Below are 24,281 nucleotides of genomic sequence, written 5' to 3' on the forward strand. Positions count from 1 at the left end.
ATTTTATTTTTAGGCATTGATAAATTCTTTAACTTAACTTATTTTTTTCCATCATGGAAAGTGAAATTAACTTCATATTAAACGACAAAGATATTCACACCAAAACAAATTCCGCAAAAGTATTATTAGATTATATAAGAAAAGATCAAAAATTAACCGGGACTAAAGAAGTTTGCAAAGAAGGCGACTGCGGAGCTTGTACTATTTTGCTTGGAGAAGTATTAGATGGTAAATTAAGATACAAAACCATTAACTCTTGCCTATTCCCCATTCAAAATGTAAATGGAAAACATGTAGTTACAATTGAAGGTTTAAATCAAGAGATACCAAATTTAATTCAAAGTGAATTCCTAAATCACGGCGCTTCACAATGTGGATTTTGTACACCTGGATTTGTTGTTTCACTTACAGGATATTTTCTTAATTCTAGTAATTTAAATTATGATGAAGCCATTAATTTTATTGCCGGAAATATCTGCAGATGTACAGGATATAATTCTGTTAAAAAATCCATTAATAATATTATTTTGAATTTAAATGGCAATAGTTTTAATTCCAACAATAATATTGAACGTCTTGTTGAAGGAAATATTTTACCTCAATATTTTAATAAAATTGAAGAAAGACTAAAAAAAATATATTTGGATTTTGTTGAACAAAATGAAGTAAAAGATACTACATTTATTGCCGGCGGAACTGATCTGTTCGTTCAAAAACCTGATGAATTATTGACACACAATTTATCTTTTCACTCAAAAGTCCCGAAACTTAAGATTTATGAAACCAACGAAGAAATAGTGATTCATTCTTCCGCTACAATTGAAGAATTAAAAAATTATTTTCTGCAATATTTTCCAATATTAAATTTCGAAAAATTGTTTACACTTTTTGCTTCAAGACAAATAAGAAATAACGCTACCATTGCAGGAAATATTGTAAATGCTTCTCCGATAGCTGATATTACAATTACTTTGCTAGCATTAAATGCCGAACTAATTTTAAAAAGTTCAAATAATAAAAATAGAATATTAAAATTGGATCAGTTTTATAAAGGGTATAAAACATTAGATATAAATTCAAATGAAATCATAGAATTTATTTCCATTAAAATTCCCGATTCAAATTCATCATTTAATTTCGAAAAAGTTTCTAAAAGAAAACACTTGGATATTGCAAGTGTTAACACCGCAATTTTTATTAATTCAGAAAATAATAAAATTTTAAACATACGCATATCAGCCGGCGGCGTATCTCCTATTCCGCTTTTACTTTTAAAAACATCAGAATTTTTAATTGGTCAAAAAATTAGTAATCATGTTGTTAAAGATGCCGTGCAGATTGCTGTTTCCGAAATTTCTCCTATAAGCGACATTAGAGGCAGTAAAGAATATAAAACTCTTTTATTACAACAATTAATAAAAGCTCACTTTATTGAATTATTTCCTCAGATAATAAATCATGAGGTTTTGACTTGAACACCGATGTAATTAAACATATTCAAGGAAAATCACTATTTGTTGATGATTTACCTTTATTTGAAGGAACATTATTCGCAAAAGTTTTTGTCTCATCAATTGCTCACGGAAAAATTAAAAATATTGATCTAAGCAAAGCATATGCGCTTAAAGGAGTTGTTAAGTTAATAACTTCAAAAGACATTCCGGGAGAAAATCAAGTCGGTGGAATAATTAAAGATGAAACCTTATTGGCTGAAGATCATGTTAATTTTATTGGCGAACCGATTGTTTTAATAATCGCTGAAACTCAAGCAATAGCAAATAAAGCTGCAAAACTAATTGAAATTGAATTTGAAGAACTTGAAATAATTGTTGACGCTAAAAAAGCATATGCGGCAAATTCATTAATAATGCCACCAAAAATTTTTGAAAGCGGAAATATTGAAGAAGCGTGGAATAAGTGCGATTTAATTGTTGAAGGAACTGTTGAAAGCGGTGGACAAGAACATTTATATCTTGAAACTCAAGGCGCTGTCGCGTTTCCGCTGGAAGGAAATGGAATTAAAATAATTTCATCTACTCAAAGCCCAACCGCGGTTCAAAGAGCATCAGCGAGAATTCTTAATCTACCCATGAATAAAATAGAAGTCGATGTTTTAAGATTGGGCGGAGCCTTCGGCGGAAAAGAAGATCAAGCAACACACTGGGCAGTTCTTGCTTCTCTTGGAGCATATTGCACAAATACTCCGGTAAAACTTATTTTATCACGACATGATGACCTATTGTTTACAGGGAAAAGACATCCATATTCCTCCGAATTTAAAATCGGTTTAGCAAAAGATTTGAAGATCCTTGCTTACCAAACAACATTTTTTCAAAATGCAGGAGCTGTTGCGGATCTTTCACCGGCAATTTTAGAAAGGACATTGTTTCATGCAACTAATTCTTATTTTATTCCAAACGTAAAAGCAACCGCAGTTAGTTGTAAAACAAATCTTCCGCCATTTACCGCGTTTAGAGGGTTCGGCGGTCCGCAGGGTAAATTTGTAATTGAATGTGCGATTAAAAAAGCGGCTGAAAAATTAAATATTGAAGCAATGGAAATTCAAAAAAGGAATTTAATTACGGGAAATGACCATTTTTATTATGGTCAAAAAGCCCTAGATTCCAAAGCGGTTATTAGTTGGGAAACTGCGGAAAACAAATACGAACTTAACAAACTCATTGATCAAATATCTGAATATAACAGTAAGAATATGTTGTTTAAAAAAGGCATTGCAATTATGCCTATATGCTTTGGTATTTCGTTCACAAATACAATGTTAAATCAGGCAAGCGCATTGGTCCATGTTTATACCGATGGCAGTATTGGCGTAAGTACAGCCGCAGTTGAAATGGGACAAGGCGTTAATGAAAAAATTAAAATTTCAGTGGCAAAAACATTCTCGGTAAATATTGAAAGAATAAAAATCGAATCTACAAATACAACGCGAATTGCGAATACATCAGCCACAGCTGCAAGCAGCGGTTCTGATCTGAACGGCAATGCCGCAATTAAAGCTTCCGAATCAATTTTACAAAGATTATTGGAATTTGCCTCAGCTGAATTGAAAATTAAAGAACCATCAAAGCTTAAAATTGTAAATGAAAAAGTTTTATTCGATAATAAAGAAACGGATTTATTTTGGGATGAACTGATTCAAAAAGCTTATCAAAATAGAATTAATCTTTCATCGCATGAATTTTACGCTACGCCGGATATTTACTTTGATCGAAAATTAAATATAGGAAATCCGTTCGCATATCATGTTTACGGAACTTCCATAACTTGTGCTACTGTTGATTGTGTTAGAGGCAATTACGAAATTGATTATGTAAAAATTGTTCACGATTTTGGGAAAAGTATTGATTATAAAATTGATATTGGTCAAGCCGAAGGCGGCTTGGTACAAGGAATTGGCTGGATGACGCTTGAAGATCTGAAATATTCGGATGCGGGAAAATTACTTTCCAATTCACTTTCCGCATATAAAGTTCCGGATATTTATTCAATTCCAAAAATTATTGAAATAGATTTTCTTAATGATTCTGAAAATAGATTCGGATCGTTAAAAAGTAAGGCAATCGGTGAACCTCCGCTTATGTACGCAATTGGAACTTACTTTGCTATCTATAATGCAGTGAAAAATTTTAATTCTAATAGCAACATTAAATTTTCATCACCGCTAACACCGGAAAAAGTTTTATTGGGCTTATATGGATATTCAGATCATAAGAATAATTAGGCATAAGGATTTTAACAAAATATTATTAAACCGCTTTTATCATCTCTATAGGAAACTAAGATAAGAAAATTGATTCCAGTTTAAGAAGTAGGAATTTGATATTGGAAAATAAATAATGGATTTATTATGAAAGAAGTTGATCTCTGGATTTTCATTTACAACAAACTTAACAGAAATATTAAAGTCAATTTACTTATTGTTGCCGATTCAAGTTTATCTTCACCGGGAAAATCCGGTTTTAAAATGGCAATTTCAGAAGACGTGGAAACTTACGGAACGATTGGCGGTGGCATAATGGAATTTGATATTTTAAATGAAATTAGAGGGACATTAGATCAACCCGAACCAGTAAATTTTATTAGAAAGCTTCATCACAGCAAAACAAAGGAAGGTCATACATCCGGCTTGATTTGCGGAGGCACACAGACATTAATTGTTCAGACAATGACAATTCAAGAAAGAGATTTGGTTAAAAAAATTATCGATAATTTGGAAGATCAAAGCAGCGGAGTTTTACGGTTAAATCCATTTGGACTTGATTACACTCCAAATAAAGAAAACGAAAGGGACATAAATTTATTTTTTGAAGATGAACAAAATTGGCAGTATGAAGAAAATATCGGCTTATTAAATACGGTTTATGTAATCGGCGGCGGACACGTTGGATTGGCGGTTTCTCGGGCAATGTCGAACTTGGATTTTTATGTTGTAACATTTGATCAAAGAGATGATATAATAACAATGAAACAAAATACATTTTCGCATAAAAAAATTATTACAAAATTTGAAGAAGTAAATAAATTTATTCGCGAATCAAAAAAATCTTATGCGGTAATAGTAACTCCAAATCATGACGGCGATAAAGAAGCATTAAAATCAATAATCGGAATGAATTTAAAGTACATTGGTCTAATGGGAAGTTCAAAAAAATCAGATAGTATTTTCAAACATTTAACTGATGAAGGAATAAATCCTGAATTATTTAAAAAAGTTCATACACCGGTTGGAATTGATATAAATGCGGAATCGCCAGAAGAAATTGCAATTAGTATTTCCGCGGAGATCATTAAAATTAAAAATCAAATGTTATTTAATAGCTAAAATTTTTCCCCATTTTTAACTATTTCAAATAAACAGCTTTCCCGGTTTTAGAGCTTAGTTTTGCCGCGTCCAAAATTTCAACAACAATAATATTTGTTTCTAATGAAGACAGATCATAAGGTTGTAATTTAATCTCTCCATTTATCATTGCGGCAAAAAACGAAAATGGATCATTATAAGGTTTAGGTAATTCAGTTAATTTTTTTCGATTTTCAGTTTCTCTCTCATTCAATCTATATCTTAAATCGAATTTATTATCACAAATTATATAGCCGCTTTGCCCGTATATTTCAATATCTTTTCTTGAAATTGGCCAATTCCATGAAGCTTGAATAATTGCTTGCGCTTTAGAATATTTTAGAATTATTGTAGCTTCATCATCAACCTTAGAATAAATTTCAGGCTTTATTGTTTGTGTAACTGCAGTAACAGATATTGGTTTTACACCTTTCATCAGCCAAGTAACCAAATCAGCTCCATAACATCCAAAATCTGTAACAGCGCCTCCTCCATTTAAAACCGGATCCGTTAACCAATCTAGAAATTCTTTATTAACTCCTATTTCTTTTGGACCTTGATGACCATCATGTACGACTAGTTTTCTTAATTCGCCAATTTTCGCCGAATCAACCATCTTATATGCTAATTGGTTTGTAGGATACCAAGTAGTCTCATAATTTGTTATCAAATGAATATTATTCTTATCAGCCAATTTTTTCATTTCTTTTGCGTGCTCAAGACTTACCGCCAAGGGTTTTTCAACCATCACATGTATACCAAGCGGCGCAAAAGTTTTAACCACATTTAAGTGATCATAAATAGAGCCGAAAGCAGCTACCGCATCCGGCATTTTAGATTTCAACATTTCTTCGGATGACGTGAAAAATATTTCATTTGGTAAGTTATAATCTTTTGCCATTCTTTTAGAAAGTTCAATGTCTTTCTCTACAATTGCAATAATTTCAACGTCACCAATATTTGCTCTTCCCAATAACCCATGTACGTGTGAATGCGATAATCCTATAATCGCAATTTTTAACGGCTTGGACCCATAAGTCGGGATCTGTAAAAATGAAATGAATGAAATTATTAATATTAAGAATGATTTAATTTTCATATCGAATACAAATTTTGTTTGTAAATTATTTGTTATATAAAGTTACCATTACTTTTTAAGATCTTAAAGATTCTTGTAATATATTTTTTTATCAAGATAAAGTACTTAATTATAACTTAAAAATAATATGTGATTTTCAAACTTTTTGTTACTGATAGTTATATTTTTTTTTGATAATTTCTTAATCATATTATCATTATTTAATTTTATATTTTACCAAAAACATAATTATTGATGAGCGATAAATTTTATAGAATTCCAATTGAAAGACTTCTGACATGGATTCTTAACGAAGAAAAACATGGAAGAATTTTTGGTCTATACAAAGAAAATCTTTTCATACCTAAATCATCGGATCCATATCGAATGATAAGATATGGACAGTTGTTGGAAACTCCGGTTGGGGTTGCCGCGGGTCCGCATACGCAAATGGCTCATAATATTATATCATCTTGGCTGGTTGGCGCAAGATATTTAGAGTTAAAAACGGTTCAGACACTTGATAAATTAGAAGTAACAAAACCTTGCATCGATATGGAAGATGAAGGCTATAACTGCGAGTGGTCTCAAGAATTAAGAATTAAAGATTCATTTGACGAATATTTGAACGCTTGGATTATTATTCACATACTAAAACATAAATTCGGCTGGGATTTAACTCAAGCAGGATTTATATTTAATATGAGTGTGGGTTATAATTTAGACGGAATTTTAAAACCAAACGTTCAATGGTTTTTTGAGAAAATGAATGACTGTAAATTTGAAAAAGATGATAAATTAAATATACTTTCAAATTTATATCCGGACATTCATAAAATTGAAATCCCCGATCAAATTTCAAATAATGTAACTCTCTCTACAATGCATGGCTGTCCCGCAAATGAAATTGAAAGTATTGGAAAATATCTAATCGAGAATAAAAAACTTCATACTACTATTAAATTAAATCCAACATTATTAGGACCAGACAGATTACGATTTATTTTAAATAATAAATTAGGCTATAATATTACAATACCCGATGATGCTTTTGAACATGACTTAAAATATTCCGACGCACTTAATATGATAGATGTTCTTTCAAAATGTGCCAACGATAATAAAGTTGAATTTGGTTTAAAGCTGACCAATACTTTGGAATCATTGAATTCGACAAGCTGGCTTCCTCATAGCGAAAAGATGGTTTATACGAGCGGACGAGCGCTTCATCCAATAAGCATAAACCTTGCGGAAAAACTTCAAAGCGATTTCAACGGTAAATTAGATATTTCATTTTCAGCCGGCGTTGATGCTCTTAACGTTTCTGATACATTAGCTTGTAATTTAAAACCAATAACCGTTTGCTCTGATCTGCTAAAGCCTGGAGGATATTTACGTTTAACACAATATTTTGAAGAACTTGATAAAAACTTTATTAAACTGAATTCAAATTGCATTGATAATTTTGTTAAAATAGTCTCGGGCACTGATGATATTGCAAAAGCCGGTTTAACAAATCTACGAAAATATTCACTAGCGTTATTAGAGCAAAAACAATATTACAAATCATTTTTCCCATATAAGAATATTAAAACTTCGCGAGATCTTACCAAATATGATTGTATTTACGCGCCTTGTATTGAAGCGTGTGCTGTTTCGCAAAATGTACCTGAATATATTTATCATACAGCCAACGGCAATTTTGATAAAGCCATTAAAGTAATTTTGGAAGATAATCCGCTGCCAAATATTACGGGAAATGTTTGTGATCATTTATGTCAGTCAAAATGCACCAGAATGAATTACGACAATCCACTATTGATCAGAAGTATAAAAAGATTCAACGCGGAAAAATTTGATGAGAATTTAAATTTAATAGTGAAAAATAAAAATGGTATTAAGGTTTCAGTAATTGGCGCAGGACCGGCAGGATTATCGTGTGCTTATTTTTTAGCGTTGGAAGGATTTGACGTTCAAGTTTATGAAAGTAGATCTTTTGCCGGCGGAATGGTTTCCGATACAATTCCTTCATTTAGAATTACGGATCAGCAAATTAAATCAGATATTCAAATTATTGAATCTCTCGGAGTTAAATTTTTGTTTGATCAAAAAGTAACAGCAAAACTTTTCAGTAAAATTAAAGAAGAAAGTAAATTTGTTTTTATTGGAATTGGAGCACAAAAAGCAAAACTCTTAGATATAAAAGGTGAAGATCTCGAGAATGTATTTGACCAATTAAAATTTCTATCAAAAGTCAGACATAATACAGATTTGGATTTAGGGAAGACTGTTGGAATAATTGGTGGAGGTAATTCCGCGGTTGATGCGGCAAGAACATCAAAAAGACTTGTTGGCAATAACGGAAATGTTGCCGTAATTTACCGAAGAACAATAAACGAAATGCCGGCGGATAGAGAAGAAATAAATGCTTTGGTCAATGAGGGAATTTACATATTTGAACTTACTTCTCCTCTATCAATAAATAAACTTGAAAACAAGCTGGAATTAACATGCGTAAAAATGCAGCTTGGCGAACCTGATGAAAGTGGAAGAAGAAAACCAAAACCAATTATTGATTCAGAATTTTCTATGAAATTCGATTCAATAATTACCGCAATTGGCCAGGAAATAAATTTGGATTTTATTGAAAATGATAAATTGATAATTAAAGAAAATAATGAAACTCAATTCGCAAATGTATACGTCGGTGGCGATGTTATTCGCGGAGCGGATTCTTTAATAAATGCCATAGCCGACGGAAAAAATGCGGCTCTTTCAATTATACAAAAAGCAGCTGAAGAAAATATTTTAACTAAACTTGAAATTGAAAATAAACTATCATTATCTGAATTTCAAAAGAAACAAAGTTTACGCAAATACGGTAATAATATACCGGAAATTAGTATTGACGATCGTAATAATTTTAATTTAGTTCATCCCAACTTAAGTGATATTCAAGCAGTTTCAGAAGCACAACGATGCTTATACTGCAATGATATTTGTAATATTTGCGTCGGTGTTTGTCCAAATTTTGCTAATGTTTCATTTGAATCAAATAAAACAATAATTCCAATTTATTCAGTAAGTAAAAATGATTCAATACAAAAAGTTGTTACAGATTATTTAAATATTGAACAAACATATCAAATTTTTAATATTGGAGATTTTTGTAATGAATGCGGCAATTGTAATACTTTTTGTCCTACAAACTCTGCACCATACTTAACTAAACCCAAATTTTATTTAACAAGAGAAAGCTTTGATGAAGAAGATAATTGCTATTTTTTAAGTAAAGATTCAATTGAATATAAAAGCAATGGAGAAATAGAAAAAGTAATTTTGGAAAAAGATTATTTTATTTATTCATTTGATAAAACAAAAATAACATATAATAAAAATTATGATATTGTTAATATTGAAACAAACATCAAATTCAGTAAAAAGTTAGATAAAGCGGCAGAAATGATTTACTTAATTTCTAACTTAAATAATTTTTCAATATTTAATATGATTTAATAACTCTGATTAAAGTCAATTTGATTAAAATTAATTTTTAATCAAAACATTGTGATAATTGAATTGGGTTAATTATGAAACTTAGTTTAATTGGTAATTTTAAGCCGATAAGTTTTTTTAATTAACTGTATTCTTATTTGAGAATTATATGAAATTTACATTAAACGGAAAACAAAAAGAATATTCCGGCGATCCGGAATTATCACTTTTAAAATACCTTCGTAATATTGAAGAAATTATTTCGCTCAAAGATGGATGTTCTCCTCAAGCATCATGCGGCGCGTGTACGGTTGAATTAAACGGAAAGGCGGTACTTGCATGCGCAATTCCAATGAAGAAGATTGAAGCTGGAAATGTATATACAGTAGAAGGCATCGAAAATAAAATACAGGAAATTTTTGCTAATGCTTTTTCAGAAAGAGGAGGATTGCAATGCGGATTTTGCACTCCGGGAATTGTAATGCAGACAAAAGTTTTATTGAAAAATAATTCGGATCCAAGTGATGAAGAAATTAGAAATGCCTTAACTCCAAATTTATGCAGATGCACCGGTTATACGAAAATTATAGATTCAATTAAATATGCTGCCAAAGCAATTAGAGAAAACAAAACAATTCCCAAACCCAAATCAGATGGAAAAGTTGGTTCGCGTCATCCTAAATACGGCTCTACAGAATTAACACTTGGTAAGGCGCTTTTTGTAGATGATATGAAATTCGACGGAATGGTTTTCGGGTCATTGAAATTCAGCGATCACCCAAGGTCTATAATTAAAAATATTAATTACAGTAATGTTTTAAATACTCAAGGAGTCTGCAAGGTATTAACGGCAAAAGATATTCCAGGTTCTAGAAATACTGGCTTAATAATAAATGATTGGCCGATGATGATTGATATTGGCGAAGAGACAAGATATGTTGGAGATGTTTTAGCTATTGTTATAGCGGAAACACAAACGGTTGCACGGAATGCAGTAAAATCAATTGAAGTTGATTATGATATTTTGGAACCGTTGACTGATATGGAAAAAGCGCTTGATAAAGACGCACCATTAATTCATTCAACTGGAAACTTACTATCGGAAACAATTATACAGCGTGGAAACTTAGATGAGGCAAGGATAAACTCAAAATATATTTCGTCCGGCATTTACAATACACAAATGATAGAACATGCGTTTATGGAACCGGAATCTGCTATTGCTCTTAATACTAATGAGGGAATTACAATCTATTCTCAAGGCCAAGGCGTTTACGAAGACAGATCGCAAATAGCTAAAGTGCTGAATTTACCGGAAGATAAAGTAAGAGTAATTCTTGTTCCTAATGGCGGAGGTTTTGGCGGTAAAGAAGATCTATCCGTTCAGCATCACGCTGCATTGTGCTCTTATCTTCTAAAAAGACCAGTTAAGATAACACTCACAAGAGATGAATCTATTTTAATGCATCCTAAACGTCATCCACTTAGAATGAATTATGAAGTTGGATGCAATAAAGACGGAAAATTAACTTTTATAAACGTAGATATACTTGGCGACACAGGAGCTTATGCCTCAGTTAGAATGAAAGTATTGGAAAGAGCTGCGGGACATTCAACCGGAGCCTATACAATTCCCAACGCTAATATTATTAGCAGAGCAGTTTATACTAATAATTTACCATGCGGCGCTATGCGCGGATTTGGAGTAAACCAAGTTACTTTTGCTATTGAAAGCTGCATAGATGAGCTTTGCGAAAAAGGCGGATTTGATAGATGGCAGTTTAGATATGACAATGCAATTAAAAATGGAGATCAAACTTCAACAGGACAAATAATTCGCAATGGGTCCGGAGTAAGAGAAACACTACTTGCTGTTAAAGAAATATTTAAGAATTCTAAATTTGCCGGTATTGCATGCGGTATTAAAAATACCGGAATTGGCAATGGAATGCCGGATGAAGGAATTGTTAAAATCGATATCGTCGCAAAAGATAAAATTATTCTGCATCACGGTTGGACTGAAATGGGTCAAGGTGTGAACACTATGGCGGTTCAATTCTTGGTTGATGAAATAGGAATTGATCCAAATATAATCATAGTAGATGTTGATACTTTTTTTGAAGCAAGATCAGGAATGACAACAGCTTCAAGAGCAACATCAATTATTGGGAATTCAATTAAAGAAGCTTGTAAAGAACTTAAAAATGATTTACAAAGTAATAAAATTGAAAATCTTATCGGTAAAACATATTCCGGTCAGTGGATATGCAATTGGACAACAAAACCTGAAGATAAGACTGGTGAAATAATAACTCATTACTCATATAGTTATGCAACACAAGTTGTAATATTAAATGATAATGGTGAAATTGAAAAAGTTGTTGCCGCACATGATGCAGGTAAAATTATAAATCCTACTTTGTTTGAAGGACAAATTGAAGGTTCGGTTCACATGGGACTTGGATACGCCATATCAGAAGAAATTGAATTGGAAAAAGGAAGACCCAAAAGTACTCATTTGAGAAAAATGGGAGTTCTTAGAGCTAAAAACACACCTCAAATTGAAGTGATTGGAATTGAGGTAAATGATCCAAATGGTCCGCATGGCGCAAAAGGAGTTGGAGAAATTGGATTAGTCCCAACAGCTGCCGCTGTTGCCAATGCTTTTTATCAGTATGACAAGACACGTTATTACAGACTTCCAATAAAGAAAAGAAACAGAAAATAATTTTAAGAGGATACATTTGAGTTCATTCGATTTAAACGAGTTTATCATTAACATGCCTAAGGCAGAATTACATTTACATATAGAAGGTTCCTTTGAACCGGAACTAATGTTTGCGATTGCTGAACGAAACAAATTGAAAATAAAATATAATTCCGTTGATGAATTGAAATCAGCCTATAAGTTCAATAATCTTCAAGAATTTTTAGATATTTATTATGCGGGCGCTAATGTACTTTTAAGTGAAGAAGATTTTTATGATCTCACATTAGCATATTTCGAAAAGATAAATTCCCAAAATGTTATTCATACAGAGATTATGTTTGATCCGCAAACTCATACTGATAGAGGTGTTGAATTTGAAACAGTTATAAATGGAATTAAAAATGCTCAGGATACGGCAAAACAAAAATATGGAATCACGTCAAAATTAATTATGAGCTTTCTTCGTCATTTAGATGAAGATTCTGCATTTAATACATTAGAACAATCACTGCCCTACAAAAATTTAATTACCGCAGTTGGTTTGGATTCTTCCGAAATTGGAAATCCGCCTTCTAAATTTAAAAATGTTTTTAAAGAAGCAAAAATAGCAGGATATAAAGCAGTTGCTCACGCCGGTGAGGAAGGTCCCGCTGAATATGTTTGGGACGCAATAAATAATTTATCTGTTTCACGAATAGACCATGGTAATAGATCTTTAGACGATGATAATTTAGTAAACGATTTAGTCAAAAATAAAATGCCGCTGACAGTTTGTCCGTTATCAAATATAAAATTATGCAATGTAGATAAAATTGAAAATCATCCCATAAAAATAATGCTGAGTAAAGGATTAAACTCGACTGTTAATTCAGATGATCCTGCATATTTCGGCGGTTATATAAATGAGAACTATATTGCAGTTACAAAAGCGCTGGATTTAACTAAAGACGATCTTTATCAGCTTGCACAAAATTCATTTAATTCTTCATTCATATCAAATGAAGAAAAAGAGAATTATATACGGAAACTAAATTTATATTTTGAGAATTCTAAATGAGTAAAATTTTAATTACCGGCGCATCCGGTTTGATCGGAAGAGCAATTTCAAAATTTCTCATAGAAAATAATTACGAATTAGTTAAGCTGTCGCGCTTCAATAAAAATAATCCGAATAATGTTTTTTTCTGGGATATCGAAAAACAGATTATTGAAGATGGCGCTTTGGATAATTTAGATCATATTATTCATTTAGCAGGCGCGGGAATTGGTGACAAAAGATGGACTCAAAAAAGGAAAAACGAGATTATTGAAAGTCGAGTTAAATCCGCAGAATTGCTTTATACAAATATTTCTAAGTTAACTCGCAAACCCAAAACTTTTATTTCTGCATCTGCAATTGGGTATTATGGAGCAAAAACTACAGATAAAATATTAAATGAAGACGATAGCCCCGCTGATGATTTCCAAGGAGAAGTCTGCAAATTGTGGGAATCTTCTTCTAAACAATTTGAAAGATTAGGATTAAGAACAGTTCAATTAAGGTTTGGAGTAGTACTTTCACAAAAAGGCGGCGCGTTAGAAAAAATGTTAATTCCGGTTAAATTAGGAATTGGTTCTCCATTGGGAAGCGGTAGTCAATTTATTCCGTGGATTCATATAAAAGATGTGATTAATATAATTTTATATTGTATTGAAAATGAAAAAATCAATGGAGCTTATAATATTGTATCTCCCTCTTTTATTACTAATAAACAATTTTTACTTATAATTGCAGAGGTTTTAAATCGGCCGTTTATTATGCCTAAAGTTCCTTCAACTTTATTAAAGTTATTACTTGGACAAATGTCTGAACTTGTTCTAGAAGGAAGCAGAATTTCTCCGCAAAAAATTATTGATGCTGGATATAAATTTTCATTTGCAGATACAAAAAAAGCTATTGAAAATCTTCTAAATTCGGATCAATAATTATTTCATCAAAATCATTTTTTTTATTGAAATTAAATCGCCGATTTGCAATTTATAATAGTAAACTCCGCTTGAATAATTTGCCGCATCCCAAGTTAATTTATAATTGCCCGGCTTTTGTTTCTGTTTTATTAGTGTTTCTACTTTACGCCCTAAGATATCATAAATAAATAATTGAACATTTGTTGAATTTGGATTTACTTCATTTGAAGATTCATATTTATTTATAATCGGGACACTATATTCTATTGTTGTAATTGGATTAAACGGATTTGGATAATTTTGCCGCAAAACGAAATTCTCCGGTAAATTTATATTTTCATTTTTAATTTCCGTAATTACGTCATACAAAATATCATCAAAATATATTTCTCCGCTTGTTCCTGCATTTTTAATTTGTTCAATTACAATGCTGTTAAATTTTAAATTCATTTGGTCGGAAATATTTAAAATTTTGTATTTCCAGCCGGTCCAATCTAATATGCCTACATCAAATTTGAGTAAATTGTTGTCCGCGTCGCTGAACCATAATTGAACATTATTAAAACTTAAATCACCAAAAATCCATATGCCTAAATTATTTTTTAAATCAACGTTTAAGTTTGAGCTAATATTTTTTACTTGACATATTCCCAATGAATCAGATATAAATTTGTATTTTAAATTTCCCGAGTTTGATGCAGAAATAAACTTGTTTTTAGTAATTTGAAATTTTGTGTAACTTAAATCTATACCATGAGAATTTTCATTAAGATTAGGCTGCGACCAATTTTCGATTTGTTCAAAATCAGATAGAATATTTCCTTCAATTTGGTTCGAATTTTCAGTCGTAAAAAATATTGTTGAATCTGAAATTAAATTTGAACCTTCTGTATCGCTTAATCCTTTGAATATTTTTATTTGATATTTGGCGTTTGGTTCAAGTGCATTTATTGGTTCAAAAGTAAGCACACCGATTTCATTATTTACTTCGACAACAACTAAATCGATATCATTATTATTTTCATCTTGGAAAAATATATTTCCGCCTAAAGTATTTACATTCAGCTCTCCATCGAATTTCAATATAATTTTTACAGTTCGACTTATATTTTCAGAATTTTGAATAGGGTAAGAATTCACTAATTTCATTCCACTTCTTGTAGTAAACGAAAATTGAAATGGTTCTTGAATTAAAGTTCCGTAATAACTTTTTGCAAAAATGCTTAGGCTAACCGTATATACGATTCCTCCGGCTAAATAATTTGTCGGAGTAAAAATTAATCGCTTATCATTATTTTCCCATGAAAATGTTCCTTGTACACTTGGTGATATTTTAAAAGCAAATTGCGTATTGGCCTTATCCATTTTCACATTAAAATCTAAAATAATTTTTGAATCAAGCCTTACATTTTCTGTTTCCTGCGGTTTTCTGTTTTGTATAACAGGCGCGGAATAATTCGGTGCTTCTATTAAACTTGGATCAAGAAATGTCGTTTTACCATTTTCAACTACCACATTAAACGTATCTTTTTGATAGTTTTCAGCTTCTACAATTAGTTGATAATTTCCTTGATTGACTTTATCGAATAAATAAAATCCATTATTAAAGGAATCACCGTTATAGACAATACTATCAGGCAGAAGAATTGCTTTAACTAAATTTGCAGGTTTATATTTATCTTTTGTGCCATTGATATAAGAATAATCAACCGTTTGAAACGCATCTCTAACGCAGCCCGCAATTTCGCCGTATTGCATTTGTCCAAGATTAAAATATTTTACAAAAGCTTTTGTAATTGCCCAAGCTTCATGCTTTGTATAGGCATCATTTCTTAATCTATAAGATTCTGGAATATAATCATGAAATGAACCTTCCGATAATGTTCCGGGCATTGTCAATCCCTTTAATACGCCTAAATATGGCTGTCCTGTTCCATAAAAATCAGCGTCTCCTCTATTATATTTTGTAGATGTTCTATGCGCTTTATAGATTTCATCGGCAAGATAACTGCCCATCGTTTTGGCTTCTGGATATGTAGGAGAATTATCCAAACCTTGAAATAAAATTAAAGTATAATTTGATGAACCGGTAAAACCCGCATTGCTATGGATGGATTGAAAATAATCCGCGTCAAAATTATTTGCGTCAGCTACTATAACCGAAAGCGGCAGATCATCTGACGTATTATTTGTTGATCTGCTGATCCTGGTTGTCGCGTTTAATGAATCGAGTATTGCTTTTAAATGTAAACCTTTTGCCAAGTTTCCATCGCTCTCCCAAAATCCGGTTGTACTTATATACCTGTCATCGGAATCATGTCCGCCATGACCCGGATTTATATAAATTCTTATATCCGTAAAATCTTGTGCTGCAATAAGAGTGCTTAAAATAAAGTAAAGAAAAACTATGCGCTTATTTAAATTTATTTTCATTGTTCAAAATTAATATTTGCTATAAAAATTTCACCATCATCAGAATTAAACACTATTTTTGTCTGATCTGTTGACCAATTGGGATACATCTCAATTCTATCGTCTGTTTCTGTAAGCTTAAATTCTTTTTTTTCATTCAAAGAGTAAACGTATAAATCAGAGGAAATATATTTATATCCGTCATCTTTATCTTTCATGTATAATATATAGTTTTCATCTGGTGAAAATTTAGGATAATGCGCATCAGGAATATTGAATAATATCTGACCCTCTTTGTCGGAAATGAATGTACCTTTATTGCCAAATGAAAATAATATTTTTTCGCCGTCTTTAGAAATAGATTCCCATACGTAAACACCTTTTCCTAAGGGACTAATATTGATTTTTTGATCATTTTCAATTAAAAATAAATTGTCATTTTTGGAATAAACTGCTCTTGAAATTGTATTGGATTTCGATAGATTCTTAATTGGTATTTCCTTTATCTGAATTTTCGAATCATCCACATATATTAAATTTGAGTTTACAGCCTGACTTGGAATAAACAAATCTCTTTTATCTTTTTGAATAAGTTCAATTTTATCGGAATTAACATCCTTAAAGTAAACTGAATAATTTTTAATTCCGTTTACAATATTAAATTTTCTCAAAATAAATTTATTATCATCCAATACTATTGGTTTATAACCAGCACCATTTTCATTGGAAATCAAAACTGTTTGATTGTTCTTCAAGTCGTATGAAAATAGTCCTTTGTAATTTGATGAAGTATAAATTATTTTATCGTTACTGTTGCTAAACTGCGGATAATATGATTGGACTAATTCTAAATTTTTAATTTCTGTTAATTTTATTTTCTGTGAATAAGTTATTGAACAAACAATAAACATTATAACAATGATCTTCTTTGTCATTATCCTCTACTTTTTCTGAATGTTAAAATGAATAATTTTTAAGTCGCCGCTTTCAGTTGCAAACACGATTTTATTTTCGATAGGTGACCAATCGGGATATAATTTTTGATAATCGGTATCCGCTAAAATTTCAATTTCCTTGTTACTTTCCAAGAATCCAATAAATAATTTAGTACTTATTTTTTGTTCTTCGCCTTTAACTTCTTTTGTAAAAACTATAAGATTGCTTTTATATAGTTTTGAAATATAATTCGCTTCTTTTATGATATTTATCGGATCACCTAATTTACTATAAACAATAATTCCTATTGACTTAGTTAAAACAAAAACATTTTCTAAATCTTTTGAATAGTAACTTTCAACCGGTTCAATATTATTTGGAATTTTAAGAGTATCAATTTTCTCAGTTGCCTTTTGTAATTTATTATTTTCAACAAATAAAAAAGGCGATGAAAAGTTCGTCTGTACTTTTTTACTATTATAATTTATACACACAGGTTTAGCTTCTTCCAAACAATAGATTAAACTATCTCCAAGTATAGGCGGACTTAATCGTTTATCAGAAGCGTAAATAACGTTTATCGCTTTATTTTTTAATGAATAACTTAAAATAGAAAATGATTTTTTACCCTGATTAACTTTATTCCTAAAAAGTACATTCTCACCATCTTCAGATATTTGGAAATTATAACCGCATTGAGGTAATGTTATAATTTTATTTAATGTTTCTTCTTTCAGATTGTACAACCAAATTTCATTAAAATTTTCAGTTGTGAAAAATATTTTGGTTCCATCTGTGCTGAATTTTGGATCTCTGAATTTACCAATTTTATTTTCTACCAAAATTTTATTTTCTAATATTTCAATTTTCATGTTTTCAAAACCGGCATTTGCCTTTTTCCAATCCTCTTTATGCACAGATTCTTTACCAGCTTCATTTTGAATTTCTTTTTCTTGGCCGCAGAATGTAAAAAGTAGAATTATAAAAATTGGAAATATATTTTTCATCTAATTGCTCAATTATTTCAAGATTAACATTTTTTTTGAAATTGATTTATCCGTAAAAAATAATTTGTAAAAATAAACGCCGCTGGATAACCGCGAAGCATTAAAATCAACTTCATAATTTCCGGGTGATTTATTTTCATCAACTAAAGTTTCAATTTGATTTCCTAAAATATCATAAACAATTAGTTTCGTAAAAATAATTTGATTTGATTTATTAGAAGGAATTGAAAATTTAATTTTCGTTACCGGATTAAATGGATTAGGATAATTTTGATATAAGTTAAAATTACTTACTATTTTTTCTTCATTTATCGCAACTGGAATGCTGAATTTTCTTTCAATTAAATTCCAAAGCTCGGGTCTGGAGCCGTCATATCCCAAAGCCCACATTCCAACTCCCTTTAACTTTTTAGCAATTGCCAAATCAAATTTTAACGCAAGACTGGAATCATTATCAAACCAAACTTGATAATTACTTGAACTTTGCGAATAACTATACCATGAATTTTTAAATGCTGTTGACCATTTAATTCCATAATTCTCTGCTAAAGGCTGAGCATTTTTAAATCTTAAAGATTCAATAAATTTTACAACAGATGATCCTTCTTTCAAAGTTGAGGTTTGCCAGCTTGGTCCATAATAAGGAACACCTAAAATAATTTTTTCAGGATAAAATGCAGTAACAGTTGCATATTGAACCGTTAAAGTATTTGTTACATTATAGCTGCCTCCAACTAATGGCGCAGTTGGTCCCGTTGTTGTACTCCAACTTCCATAAAAATCATATCCCATTACAAATAGATAATCACAGCTCTTCGCCAGATTTGTTAAATTCCAGCCTCCCCAATTTACGGCAGGTGCCGCAAATGAAACTTCCAAATCAGGTGAAATTGCATGCACTGTATCTGTTAGTTCCTGCATAAATGCGTTTAACACGTCTCCTCTATCAGCAGTATTTATTGCCTCAAAATCAATATTAACTCCGTCCAAACTATAATTTTTAATTTTCGATTTAACAGCATTCATAAAAATCCATTTTGTAATAGAGCTAGTTAAAACATTGTGCAAATCGGCAGCGCTGATGTTAAAATTAGTTACTGCCATTATCAATTTAATTCCATTTTCATGTGATTTGTTTATAAAATCAGTCCACGGCCAACTTGATGGATCACTAATTGATCCATTTGAAGAAAGTTTAAAATCAAAAATTGCAATATGACTTAAAAGATCATAATTAAAATTTTGCTGTGCGTCTGAGTCATATTCCCAGTCAGGGAAATAACCAAAAACAGCTTTACTTAAATTTTTTGTTTTATTTTTATTAATTGGAATTATGGCTTCGGAAGAATTATTTTTACTTAGACTTTTTGAATTTTCTGGAATATTTTTAGAATATTTTTCTTGATCAAGCTGATGAATGCTTTTATGCGACTGGGAAAAAATAATTGAGGACAATAAAAAGAGTAAAAGTAAAGTTTTAAGTTTCATTTAAATTCATAGATAATGATTATTTAAATAACAATATAATCACTTTAGCAAAAAAATAATAACCATAAAATAATTACGAAAAATTATTTATATAAATAAAAAAGGATGAACTATGTTATCAAAAAAAATTGAAGAAGCGTTAAACGATCAGCTAAATAAGGAGATGTATTCTTCATATTTATATTTATCAATGGCGGCTTATTTTGAAAATAAAAATTTAACAGGAATGTCAAGTTGGATGAAACTTCAATCACAGGAAGAATCAATTCACGCAATGAAATTTTATGATTACATTTTAAAATTAGGCGGCAAGGTAAAACTTGGTAAATTAGACGCGCCGGAAAATGAATGGAAATCGCCGAAAGAAGTTTTCGAAAATTCTCTTAAACACGAGCAGTTCATTTCTGAAAGCATTCATAAATTATTTGATTTAGCAACTCAGGAAAATCATCATCCAACCAAAAGTTTTCTTCAGTGGTTTATTGATGAACAGGTAGAAGAAGAAAATTCAGTTCAGCAGGTTGTTGAAAATTTTAGTTTAATTGGTGATGATAAGGCGGCTTTATTTATGTTGGATAGAGAATTGGGCTCTAGAACCAATTCCCCAAGCGAATCAGCTTAGTAAAAACTGTTAAAAATGGTAAATTTCGATAAATTACTTCAAAAATATTCTAAAAAAATAGTTTTTTTTAATATTTTTTTCTATATTAGAAATCTTAATTTTTAGAATTTGGAGATAATTAAATGTCAAGACGATGTGAATTAACCGGTGTTGAGCCAATTTTTGGAAGCAGTATTTCTCACGCCCATAATAAAACGAAACGCCGATTTCTTCCAAATTTACACAAAAAAAGAATTTGGGTTAAAGAACTAAATAAATTTGTTACAGTTAAAATTAGTTCCAAAGGTTTGAAAACATTGGCAAAAAACGGAACTTCGGAATTGGCAAAATTAGTTCATGAAAAGAAAATTAAAGCTTAATTTCAAATGTATTTTGTATTAAAAAAAAGCCCGTCAATCATGATGGGCTTTTTTTTTTGAATTTTTTAAGAACCGATATGTTTGATTTTTTCTAGAAACCATACCGGCTCTTTTCAGTGGGTTATTTTCTGCTTTTTACAGTTTTTCGTTCAACACTTTTTTCAGCATTTCCGGAAGTATTTCTGTTTGTTTCGGTATTTCTTTTAACTTCCTTTTTTGGTTCACTTTTAATTTCAATTGAACGTTTCGTTCGCTCAGTATTTTTGTTTAATGATTTTTCAGCTTCTTTAACACTGTTGCTTTTATTTATTTCTCTTCTTTCAACGTTCTTGTTTTCGGAATTTTTTATTTCTACATCTTTACTTCTATTCATAACTTTTTCATCATATTTTTTATCCGTACTTCTCGATTTGTCGAAAAATTTGTTCTCTTTAGATTCTACTCTAGTTTCTGTTTTTCTTTCAATTGTTCTTTCTTCAGATTTTTTATCCGCTGAATTCTTAGAAATTACAACTTTGTCGGTTCTTAGATTTTTTAGTTCTCTACCCTTAGTTACATTGGCTCTGTCAAATGAATTTTCTCTGTTCATTTCATTTTCATTTGGTTTGAATTCTCTTATTTCTCTGCTGTTCTTCAATTCTTTTGAATCATAAGTTCTATCGCTTATATTAATTTCTCTCGTTGTAATTTTTTTACCGGATCTTTTTTCAACAAATTCTCGGTTTATTCCACCATTAATAATTTTGTCGTTGTTTGAATAATAATTTGTTCTATATTTTGTTCTTCTATAAATGCGCTCCGCATTATTTCCAAAAATATAGTGATTGTGAATATCATTGGAAACAAAGTAGTTATACTTTACAAAATTCCAGTAAAAATAACCCGAATTCCATTTTATAGAGAAACTAATTCCATGATTTCTATGATATCTTGCATAAGGTGGTAATGGAGCCCAGCCAATATAATTATCATCATATCTCCATTCTACCCAAGATGGTCCCCATTCACTATCAGGCATCCAAACCCAACCGTAATAATCGTCAAAAAACCATCTGCCGTAATGATAAGTTGCCCAGCCGAATGGTTCGTAAGAAACCCAATACCAGCCGTTATTTGTCCACTCCCACCTTCCTTCAGTATATGGACGCCAATCACGATAAGTATTATATGGACGCCAAACATAGTCATCATAACCGATATCTATCCATTCTCCGTAACGCTCAAGAGCTGGGAAAAAATAATCTACACGAACATTTCCGTGATAATCATATGCTTTTAGATTTGAAGAAAAAAATCCAAATAAAATTGCTGTTAATAATATTGTCTTTTTCATGTTACACCTCGTTGATAATTACATTTACAATAAGTCACATTTAATGCCAAAGGTAATTCAAAGATTTTTGTGAGTTTTTGAAACTTTTTTCAATTATTGTATATTTTTTTATACACTAAGTTTTATAAATTTACACATATAATTGAAAAATTAATTATTTTCATTAAAGAAATTTGAAAGGTGAAAAGAGATGGCTAAAAATTTATTATTTATAATAATTATTTCGCTTAGTTTATTAACGTGTAAAGAAAACAATGAAAATAAGGATTTAGAAAACATGGAAGAAAAAATTTCTCAATATTCTGTAACTGAAATTAAATATGATAAGAATTTATTAGATGACAATCAGAAAATAATTGTTGAAAAGTTATACAGAGCTGCAAAAATAATAGACGAAATATTTTTAGATCAAGTTTATTCAAAAAATAATGAAATTAAACAAGATTTGGAAAATTCAGAGCAACCAATAGATAAATTGAAACTTGCCTACTTTAATATAAATTTTGGACCATTCGACAGATTGGACCATAATAAGTCATTCATAGATTCTGTAATAAAACCGCTTGGCGCAAATTTCTATCCCGAAGATATGACAAAAGAGGAATTTGAAAATTGGATTAAAGCGCATCCGGAGGAACAAAAAAGTTTTACCAGTGAATTTTCGGTTATCCGTCGCGACGGAAACAAATTAAGATCAATTCCCTATTTTATAAACTATCGTGATAAACTTTCAAAAATATCTGCCTTGCTCAGAGAAGCTGCGGATTATGCTGAAAATCCAACTTTAAAAAATTATTTGCTTTTAAGAGCAGATGCTTTTAAAACTGATGATTTCTTTAAGAGCGATATTGCATGGATGGATTTAAAAGATCATAAAATTGAAATTGTAATTGGACCTTATGAAGTTTATGAAGACGAATTATTCAACTATAAAGCAAGTTACGAATGTTTTTTAACGATTGTAGATCCCGCGGAGACCAAAAAACTTGAAACATTTGCAAAATACTTGGATGAAATGGAAAATAATTTACCTATAGACAATGAATATAAAAATTTCAAAAGAGGAAGTGATTCACCGATTATTGTCGTTCAACAAATTTATAATGCTGGAGATGCTAAAGCCGGAAGCCAAACTTTAGCTTTTAATTTGCCAAATGATGAAAATGTAAGAAAGATAAAAGGTTCAAAAAAAGTAATGCTTAAAAATATTCATGAAGCAAAATTTGAAAAATTACTTAAGCCAATTGCCAAAAGCGTTTTGGATAATGCTCAACTAAAATATGTCACATTCGACGGGTTCTTTACGCATACTTTAATGCATGAAATGTCTCACGGGATTGGACCCGGGTTTATTAAAGTTAACGGAAAAGAAACCGAAGTTAAAAAAGAGCTTAAAGAGACCTATTCGAAAATTGAAGAATGTAAAGCCGATATTTTAGGAATGTTCAATAATAAGCTTCTTATTGAAAATGGTGTTTTGACAAAGGAATTTGAAAATGAAATGTGGGTTACTTTTTTAGCCGGAATTTTTAGATCTGTAAGATTTGGCATAAGCGAAGCCCATGGAGCAAGCAATGCAATTATCTATAATTTCATTCTTGAAAAAGGCGGATATGAATATGACAGTAAAACAAAAAAAGTAAAAGTAAATTTAGAAAAGATTTATCCCGCGTTAACACAATTGGTTAATAAAGTATTAATGATACAAGCAACCGGTGATTATTACGGCGCAAAGCAATTAATAGCCGATTACGGAAAAGTTACCGAAACTATTAAAATATTGACTGATAAACTTGTTAATCTTCCTGTGGATATTAAGCCGGTATTTCAAATTGAAAAAGAATTAAATTAGTATTAATATATATGTTAAAAAGTAAAAAGTGAACCGACAATAACTACCAAGTAGGCAACTATTGCAAACCACTTAAAAAGTTTGAATTTCAATTTGTTCTTATGATCAACTGAATCATTAGAATAAGAACTTAAATTTGTTTGTGGAAGGTTATTTAAAATATCCATTACTCACTTTCGTA

17 protein-coding genes are annotated in these 24,281 nt (G+C 30.7%); 10 read left to right on the forward strand and 7 right to left on the reverse strand.

Features of this window, described 5'->3' with window-relative positions; all coding sequences use genetic code 11:
* The first annotated feature begins 53 nt into the window (after window positions 1-53).
* The 3 genes from IPK06_07450 to IPK06_07460 all read left to right on the forward strand — a co-directional run bounded on the left by IPK06_07450 (window position 54) and on the right by IPK06_07460 (window position 4,843).
* Entirely contained in the window at window positions 54-1,475 is a 1,422-nt protein-coding gene (locus IPK06_07450) for an FAD binding domain-containing protein (GenBank protein MBK7979829.1), read from the forward strand.
* Window positions 1,472-3,742 (forward strand): molybdopterin-dependent oxidoreductase, encoded by a 2,271-nt coding sequence (locus IPK06_07455; protein MBK7979830.1) that lies wholly within the window; start codon window positions 1,472-1,474, stop codon window positions 3,740-3,742. The genes IPK06_07450 and IPK06_07455 overlap by 4 nt, the downstream gene beginning before the upstream one ends.
* Before the next feature lie 126 nt (window positions 3,743-3,868).
* Window positions 3,869-4,843 (forward strand): XdhC family protein, encoded by a 975-nt coding sequence (locus IPK06_07460; GenBank protein MBK7979831.1) that lies wholly within the window; start codon window positions 3,869-3,871, stop codon window positions 4,841-4,843.
* Between the two features lie 19 nt (window positions 4,844-4,862).
* Here IPK06_07460 and IPK06_07465 read toward each other — a convergent pair whose 3' ends face one another.
* Window positions 4,863-5,960, reverse strand: a complete 1,098-nt coding sequence (locus tag IPK06_07465) for a Gfo/Idh/MocA family oxidoreductase (protein ID MBK7979832.1) — start codon at window positions 5,958-5,960, stop codon at window positions 4,863-4,865.
* A gap of 234 nt (window positions 5,961-6,194) precedes the next feature.
* Between IPK06_07465 and ygfK the strand changes: the two genes are divergently transcribed.
* From ygfK to IPK06_07485, 4 genes are all read left to right on the forward strand, one after another.
* Window positions 6,195-9,455, forward strand: coding sequence for a putative selenate reductase subunit YgfK (gene ygfK / locus IPK06_07470; protein MBK7979833.1), 3,261 nt, complete (start codon window positions 6,195-6,197; stop codon window positions 9,453-9,455).
* Between the two features lie 148 nt (window positions 9,456-9,603).
* Window positions 9,604-12,162: a selenium-dependent xanthine dehydrogenase gene (gene xdh, locus IPK06_07475; protein ID MBK7979834.1), complete on the forward strand. Its 2,559-nt coding sequence runs from the start codon at window positions 9,604-9,606 to the stop codon at window positions 12,160-12,162.
* A 16-nt stretch (window positions 12,163-12,178) separates the two neighbouring features.
* A complete protein-coding gene (locus IPK06_07480) occupies window positions 12,179-13,201 on the forward strand; it encodes an adenosine deaminase (protein MBK7979835.1) in 1,023 nt (340 codons plus the stop codon).
* Window positions 13,198-14,109, forward strand: a complete 912-nt coding sequence (locus IPK06_07485; GenBank protein MBK7979836.1) for a TIGR01777 family protein — start codon at window positions 13,198-13,200, stop codon at window positions 14,107-14,109. Before IPK06_07480 ends, IPK06_07485 begins: the two co-directional genes overlap by 4 nt.
* On the opposite strand, the gene IPK06_07490 is transcribed toward IPK06_07485, so the two are convergent.
* The 4 genes from IPK06_07490 to IPK06_07505 are packed head-to-tail and all read right to left on the reverse strand — an operon-like array spanning window position 14,110 to window position 19,934.
* On the reverse strand, window positions 14,110-16,524 hold the full coding sequence (locus IPK06_07490; protein MBK7979837.1) for an Ig-like domain-containing protein: 2,415 nt from the start codon (window positions 16,522-16,524) through the stop codon (window positions 14,110-14,112).
* Window positions 16,521-17,438 carry a hypothetical protein gene (locus IPK06_07495; protein MBK7979838.1) on the reverse strand — a complete coding sequence of 306 codons (918 nt, stop codon included), beginning with the start codon at window positions 17,436-17,438 and terminating at the stop codon, window positions 16,521-16,523. Before IPK06_07495 ends, IPK06_07490 begins: the two co-directional genes overlap by 4 nt.
* A 6-nt stretch (window positions 17,439-17,444) precedes the next feature.
* Window positions 17,445-18,446 carry a hypothetical protein gene (locus IPK06_07500; GenBank protein ID MBK7979839.1) on the reverse strand — a complete coding sequence of 334 codons (1,002 nt, stop codon included), beginning with the start codon at window positions 18,444-18,446 and terminating at the stop codon, window positions 17,445-17,447.
* 12 nt (window positions 18,447-18,458) lie between these two features.
* Window positions 18,459-19,934: a T9SS type A sorting domain-containing protein gene (locus IPK06_07505; protein MBK7979840.1), complete on the reverse strand. Its 1,476-nt coding sequence runs from the start codon at window positions 19,932-19,934 to the stop codon at window positions 18,459-18,461.
* 112 nt (window positions 19,935-20,046) lie between these two features.
* On the opposite strand from IPK06_07505, the gene IPK06_07510 reads away from it, so the two are divergent.
* On the forward strand, window positions 20,047-20,556 hold the full coding sequence (locus IPK06_07510; GenBank protein MBK7979841.1) for a ferritin: 510 nt from the start codon (window positions 20,047-20,049) through the stop codon (window positions 20,554-20,556).
* A gap of 122 nt (window positions 20,557-20,678) precedes the next feature.
* On the forward strand, window positions 20,679-20,915 hold the full coding sequence (gene rpmB / locus IPK06_07515) for a 50S ribosomal protein L28 (GenBank protein MBK7979842.1): 237 nt from the start codon (window positions 20,679-20,681) through the stop codon (window positions 20,913-20,915).
* Between the two features lie 121 nt (window positions 20,916-21,036).
* Here rpmB and IPK06_07520 read toward each other — a convergent pair whose 3' ends face one another.
* Window positions 21,037-22,248: a hypothetical protein gene (locus IPK06_07520; GenBank protein ID MBK7979843.1), complete on the reverse strand. Its 1,212-nt coding sequence runs from the start codon at window positions 22,246-22,248 to the stop codon at window positions 21,037-21,039.
* A gap of 190 nt (window positions 22,249-22,438) precedes the next feature.
* Between IPK06_07520 and IPK06_07525 the strand changes: the two genes are divergently transcribed.
* Complete coding sequence (locus tag IPK06_07525; GenBank protein ID MBK7979844.1) at window positions 22,439-24,100, forward strand: peptidase; 1,662 nt, start codon at window positions 22,439-22,441, stop codon at window positions 24,098-24,100.
* A 14-nt stretch (window positions 24,101-24,114) separates the two neighbouring features.
* Here the strand turns inward: IPK06_07525 and IPK06_07530 are convergent, their stop codons facing one another.
* The gene (locus IPK06_07530; protein ID MBK7979845.1) at window positions 24,115-24,267 is read right to left on the reverse strand and encodes a hypothetical protein; all 153 of its coding nucleotides are present in this window, start codon (window positions 24,265-24,267) and stop codon (window positions 24,115-24,117) included.
* Between the last annotated feature and the right edge of the window lie 14 nt (window positions 24,268-24,281).

Source organism: Ignavibacteriota bacterium (genome assembly GCA_016713565.1).
Classification (GTDB): domain Bacteria; phylum Bacteroidota; class Ignavibacteria; order Ignavibacteriales; family Melioribacteraceae.

What these genes read in the sequence shown, in the direction of transcription:
- IPK06_07490 (MBK7979837.1), bottom strand. Translation starts at nt 16,524, where the DNA reads ATGAAAATAAATTTAAATAAGCGCATAGTTTTTCTTTACTTTATTTTA.
- IPK06_07450 (MBK7979829.1), top strand. Translation starts at nt 54, where the DNA reads ATGGAAAGTGAAATTAACTTCATATTAAACGACAAAGATATTCACACC.
- ygfK (MBK7979833.1), top strand. Translation starts at nt 6,195, where the DNA reads ATGAGCGATAAATTTTATAGAATTCCAATTGAAAGACTTCTGACATGG.
- rpmB (MBK7979842.1), top strand. Translation starts at nt 20,679, where the DNA reads ATGTCAAGACGATGTGAATTAACCGGTGTTGAGCCAATTTTTGGAAGC.
- IPK06_07460 (MBK7979831.1), top strand. Translation starts at nt 3,869, where the DNA reads ATGAAAGAAGTTGATCTCTGGATTTTCATTTACAACAAACTTAACAGA.
- IPK06_07510 (MBK7979841.1), top strand. Translation starts at nt 20,047, where the DNA reads ATGTTATCAAAAAAAATTGAAGAAGCGTTAAACGATCAGCTAAATAAG.
- IPK06_07530 (MBK7979845.1), bottom strand. Translation starts at nt 24,267, where the DNA reads ATGGATATTTTAAATAACCTTCCACAAACAAATTTAAGTTCTTATTCT.
- IPK06_07500 (MBK7979839.1), bottom strand. Translation starts at nt 18,446, where the DNA reads ATGAAAAATATATTTCCAATTTTTATAATTCTACTTTTTACATTCTGC.
- IPK06_07485 (MBK7979836.1), top strand. Translation starts at nt 13,198, where the DNA reads ATGAGTAAAATTTTAATTACCGGCGCATCCGGTTTGATCGGAAGAGCA.
- IPK06_07520 (MBK7979843.1), bottom strand. Translation starts at nt 22,248, where the DNA reads ATGAAAAAGACAATATTATTAACAGCAATTTTATTTGGATTTTTTTCT.
- IPK06_07525 (MBK7979844.1), top strand. Translation starts at nt 22,439, where the DNA reads ATGGCTAAAAATTTATTATTTATAATAATTATTTCGCTTAGTTTATTA.
- IPK06_07465 (MBK7979832.1), bottom strand. Translation starts at nt 5,960, where the DNA reads ATGAAAATTAAATCATTCTTAATATTAATAATTTCATTCATTTCATTT.
- xdh (MBK7979834.1), top strand. Translation starts at nt 9,604, where the DNA reads ATGAAATTTACATTAAACGGAAAACAAAAAGAATATTCCGGCGATCCG.
- IPK06_07495 (MBK7979838.1), bottom strand. Translation starts at nt 17,438, where the DNA reads ATGACAAAGAAGATCATTGTTATAATGTTTATTGTTTGTTCAATAACT.
- IPK06_07505 (MBK7979840.1), bottom strand. Translation starts at nt 19,934, where the DNA reads ATGAAACTTAAAACTTTACTTTTACTCTTTTTATTGTCCTCAATTATT.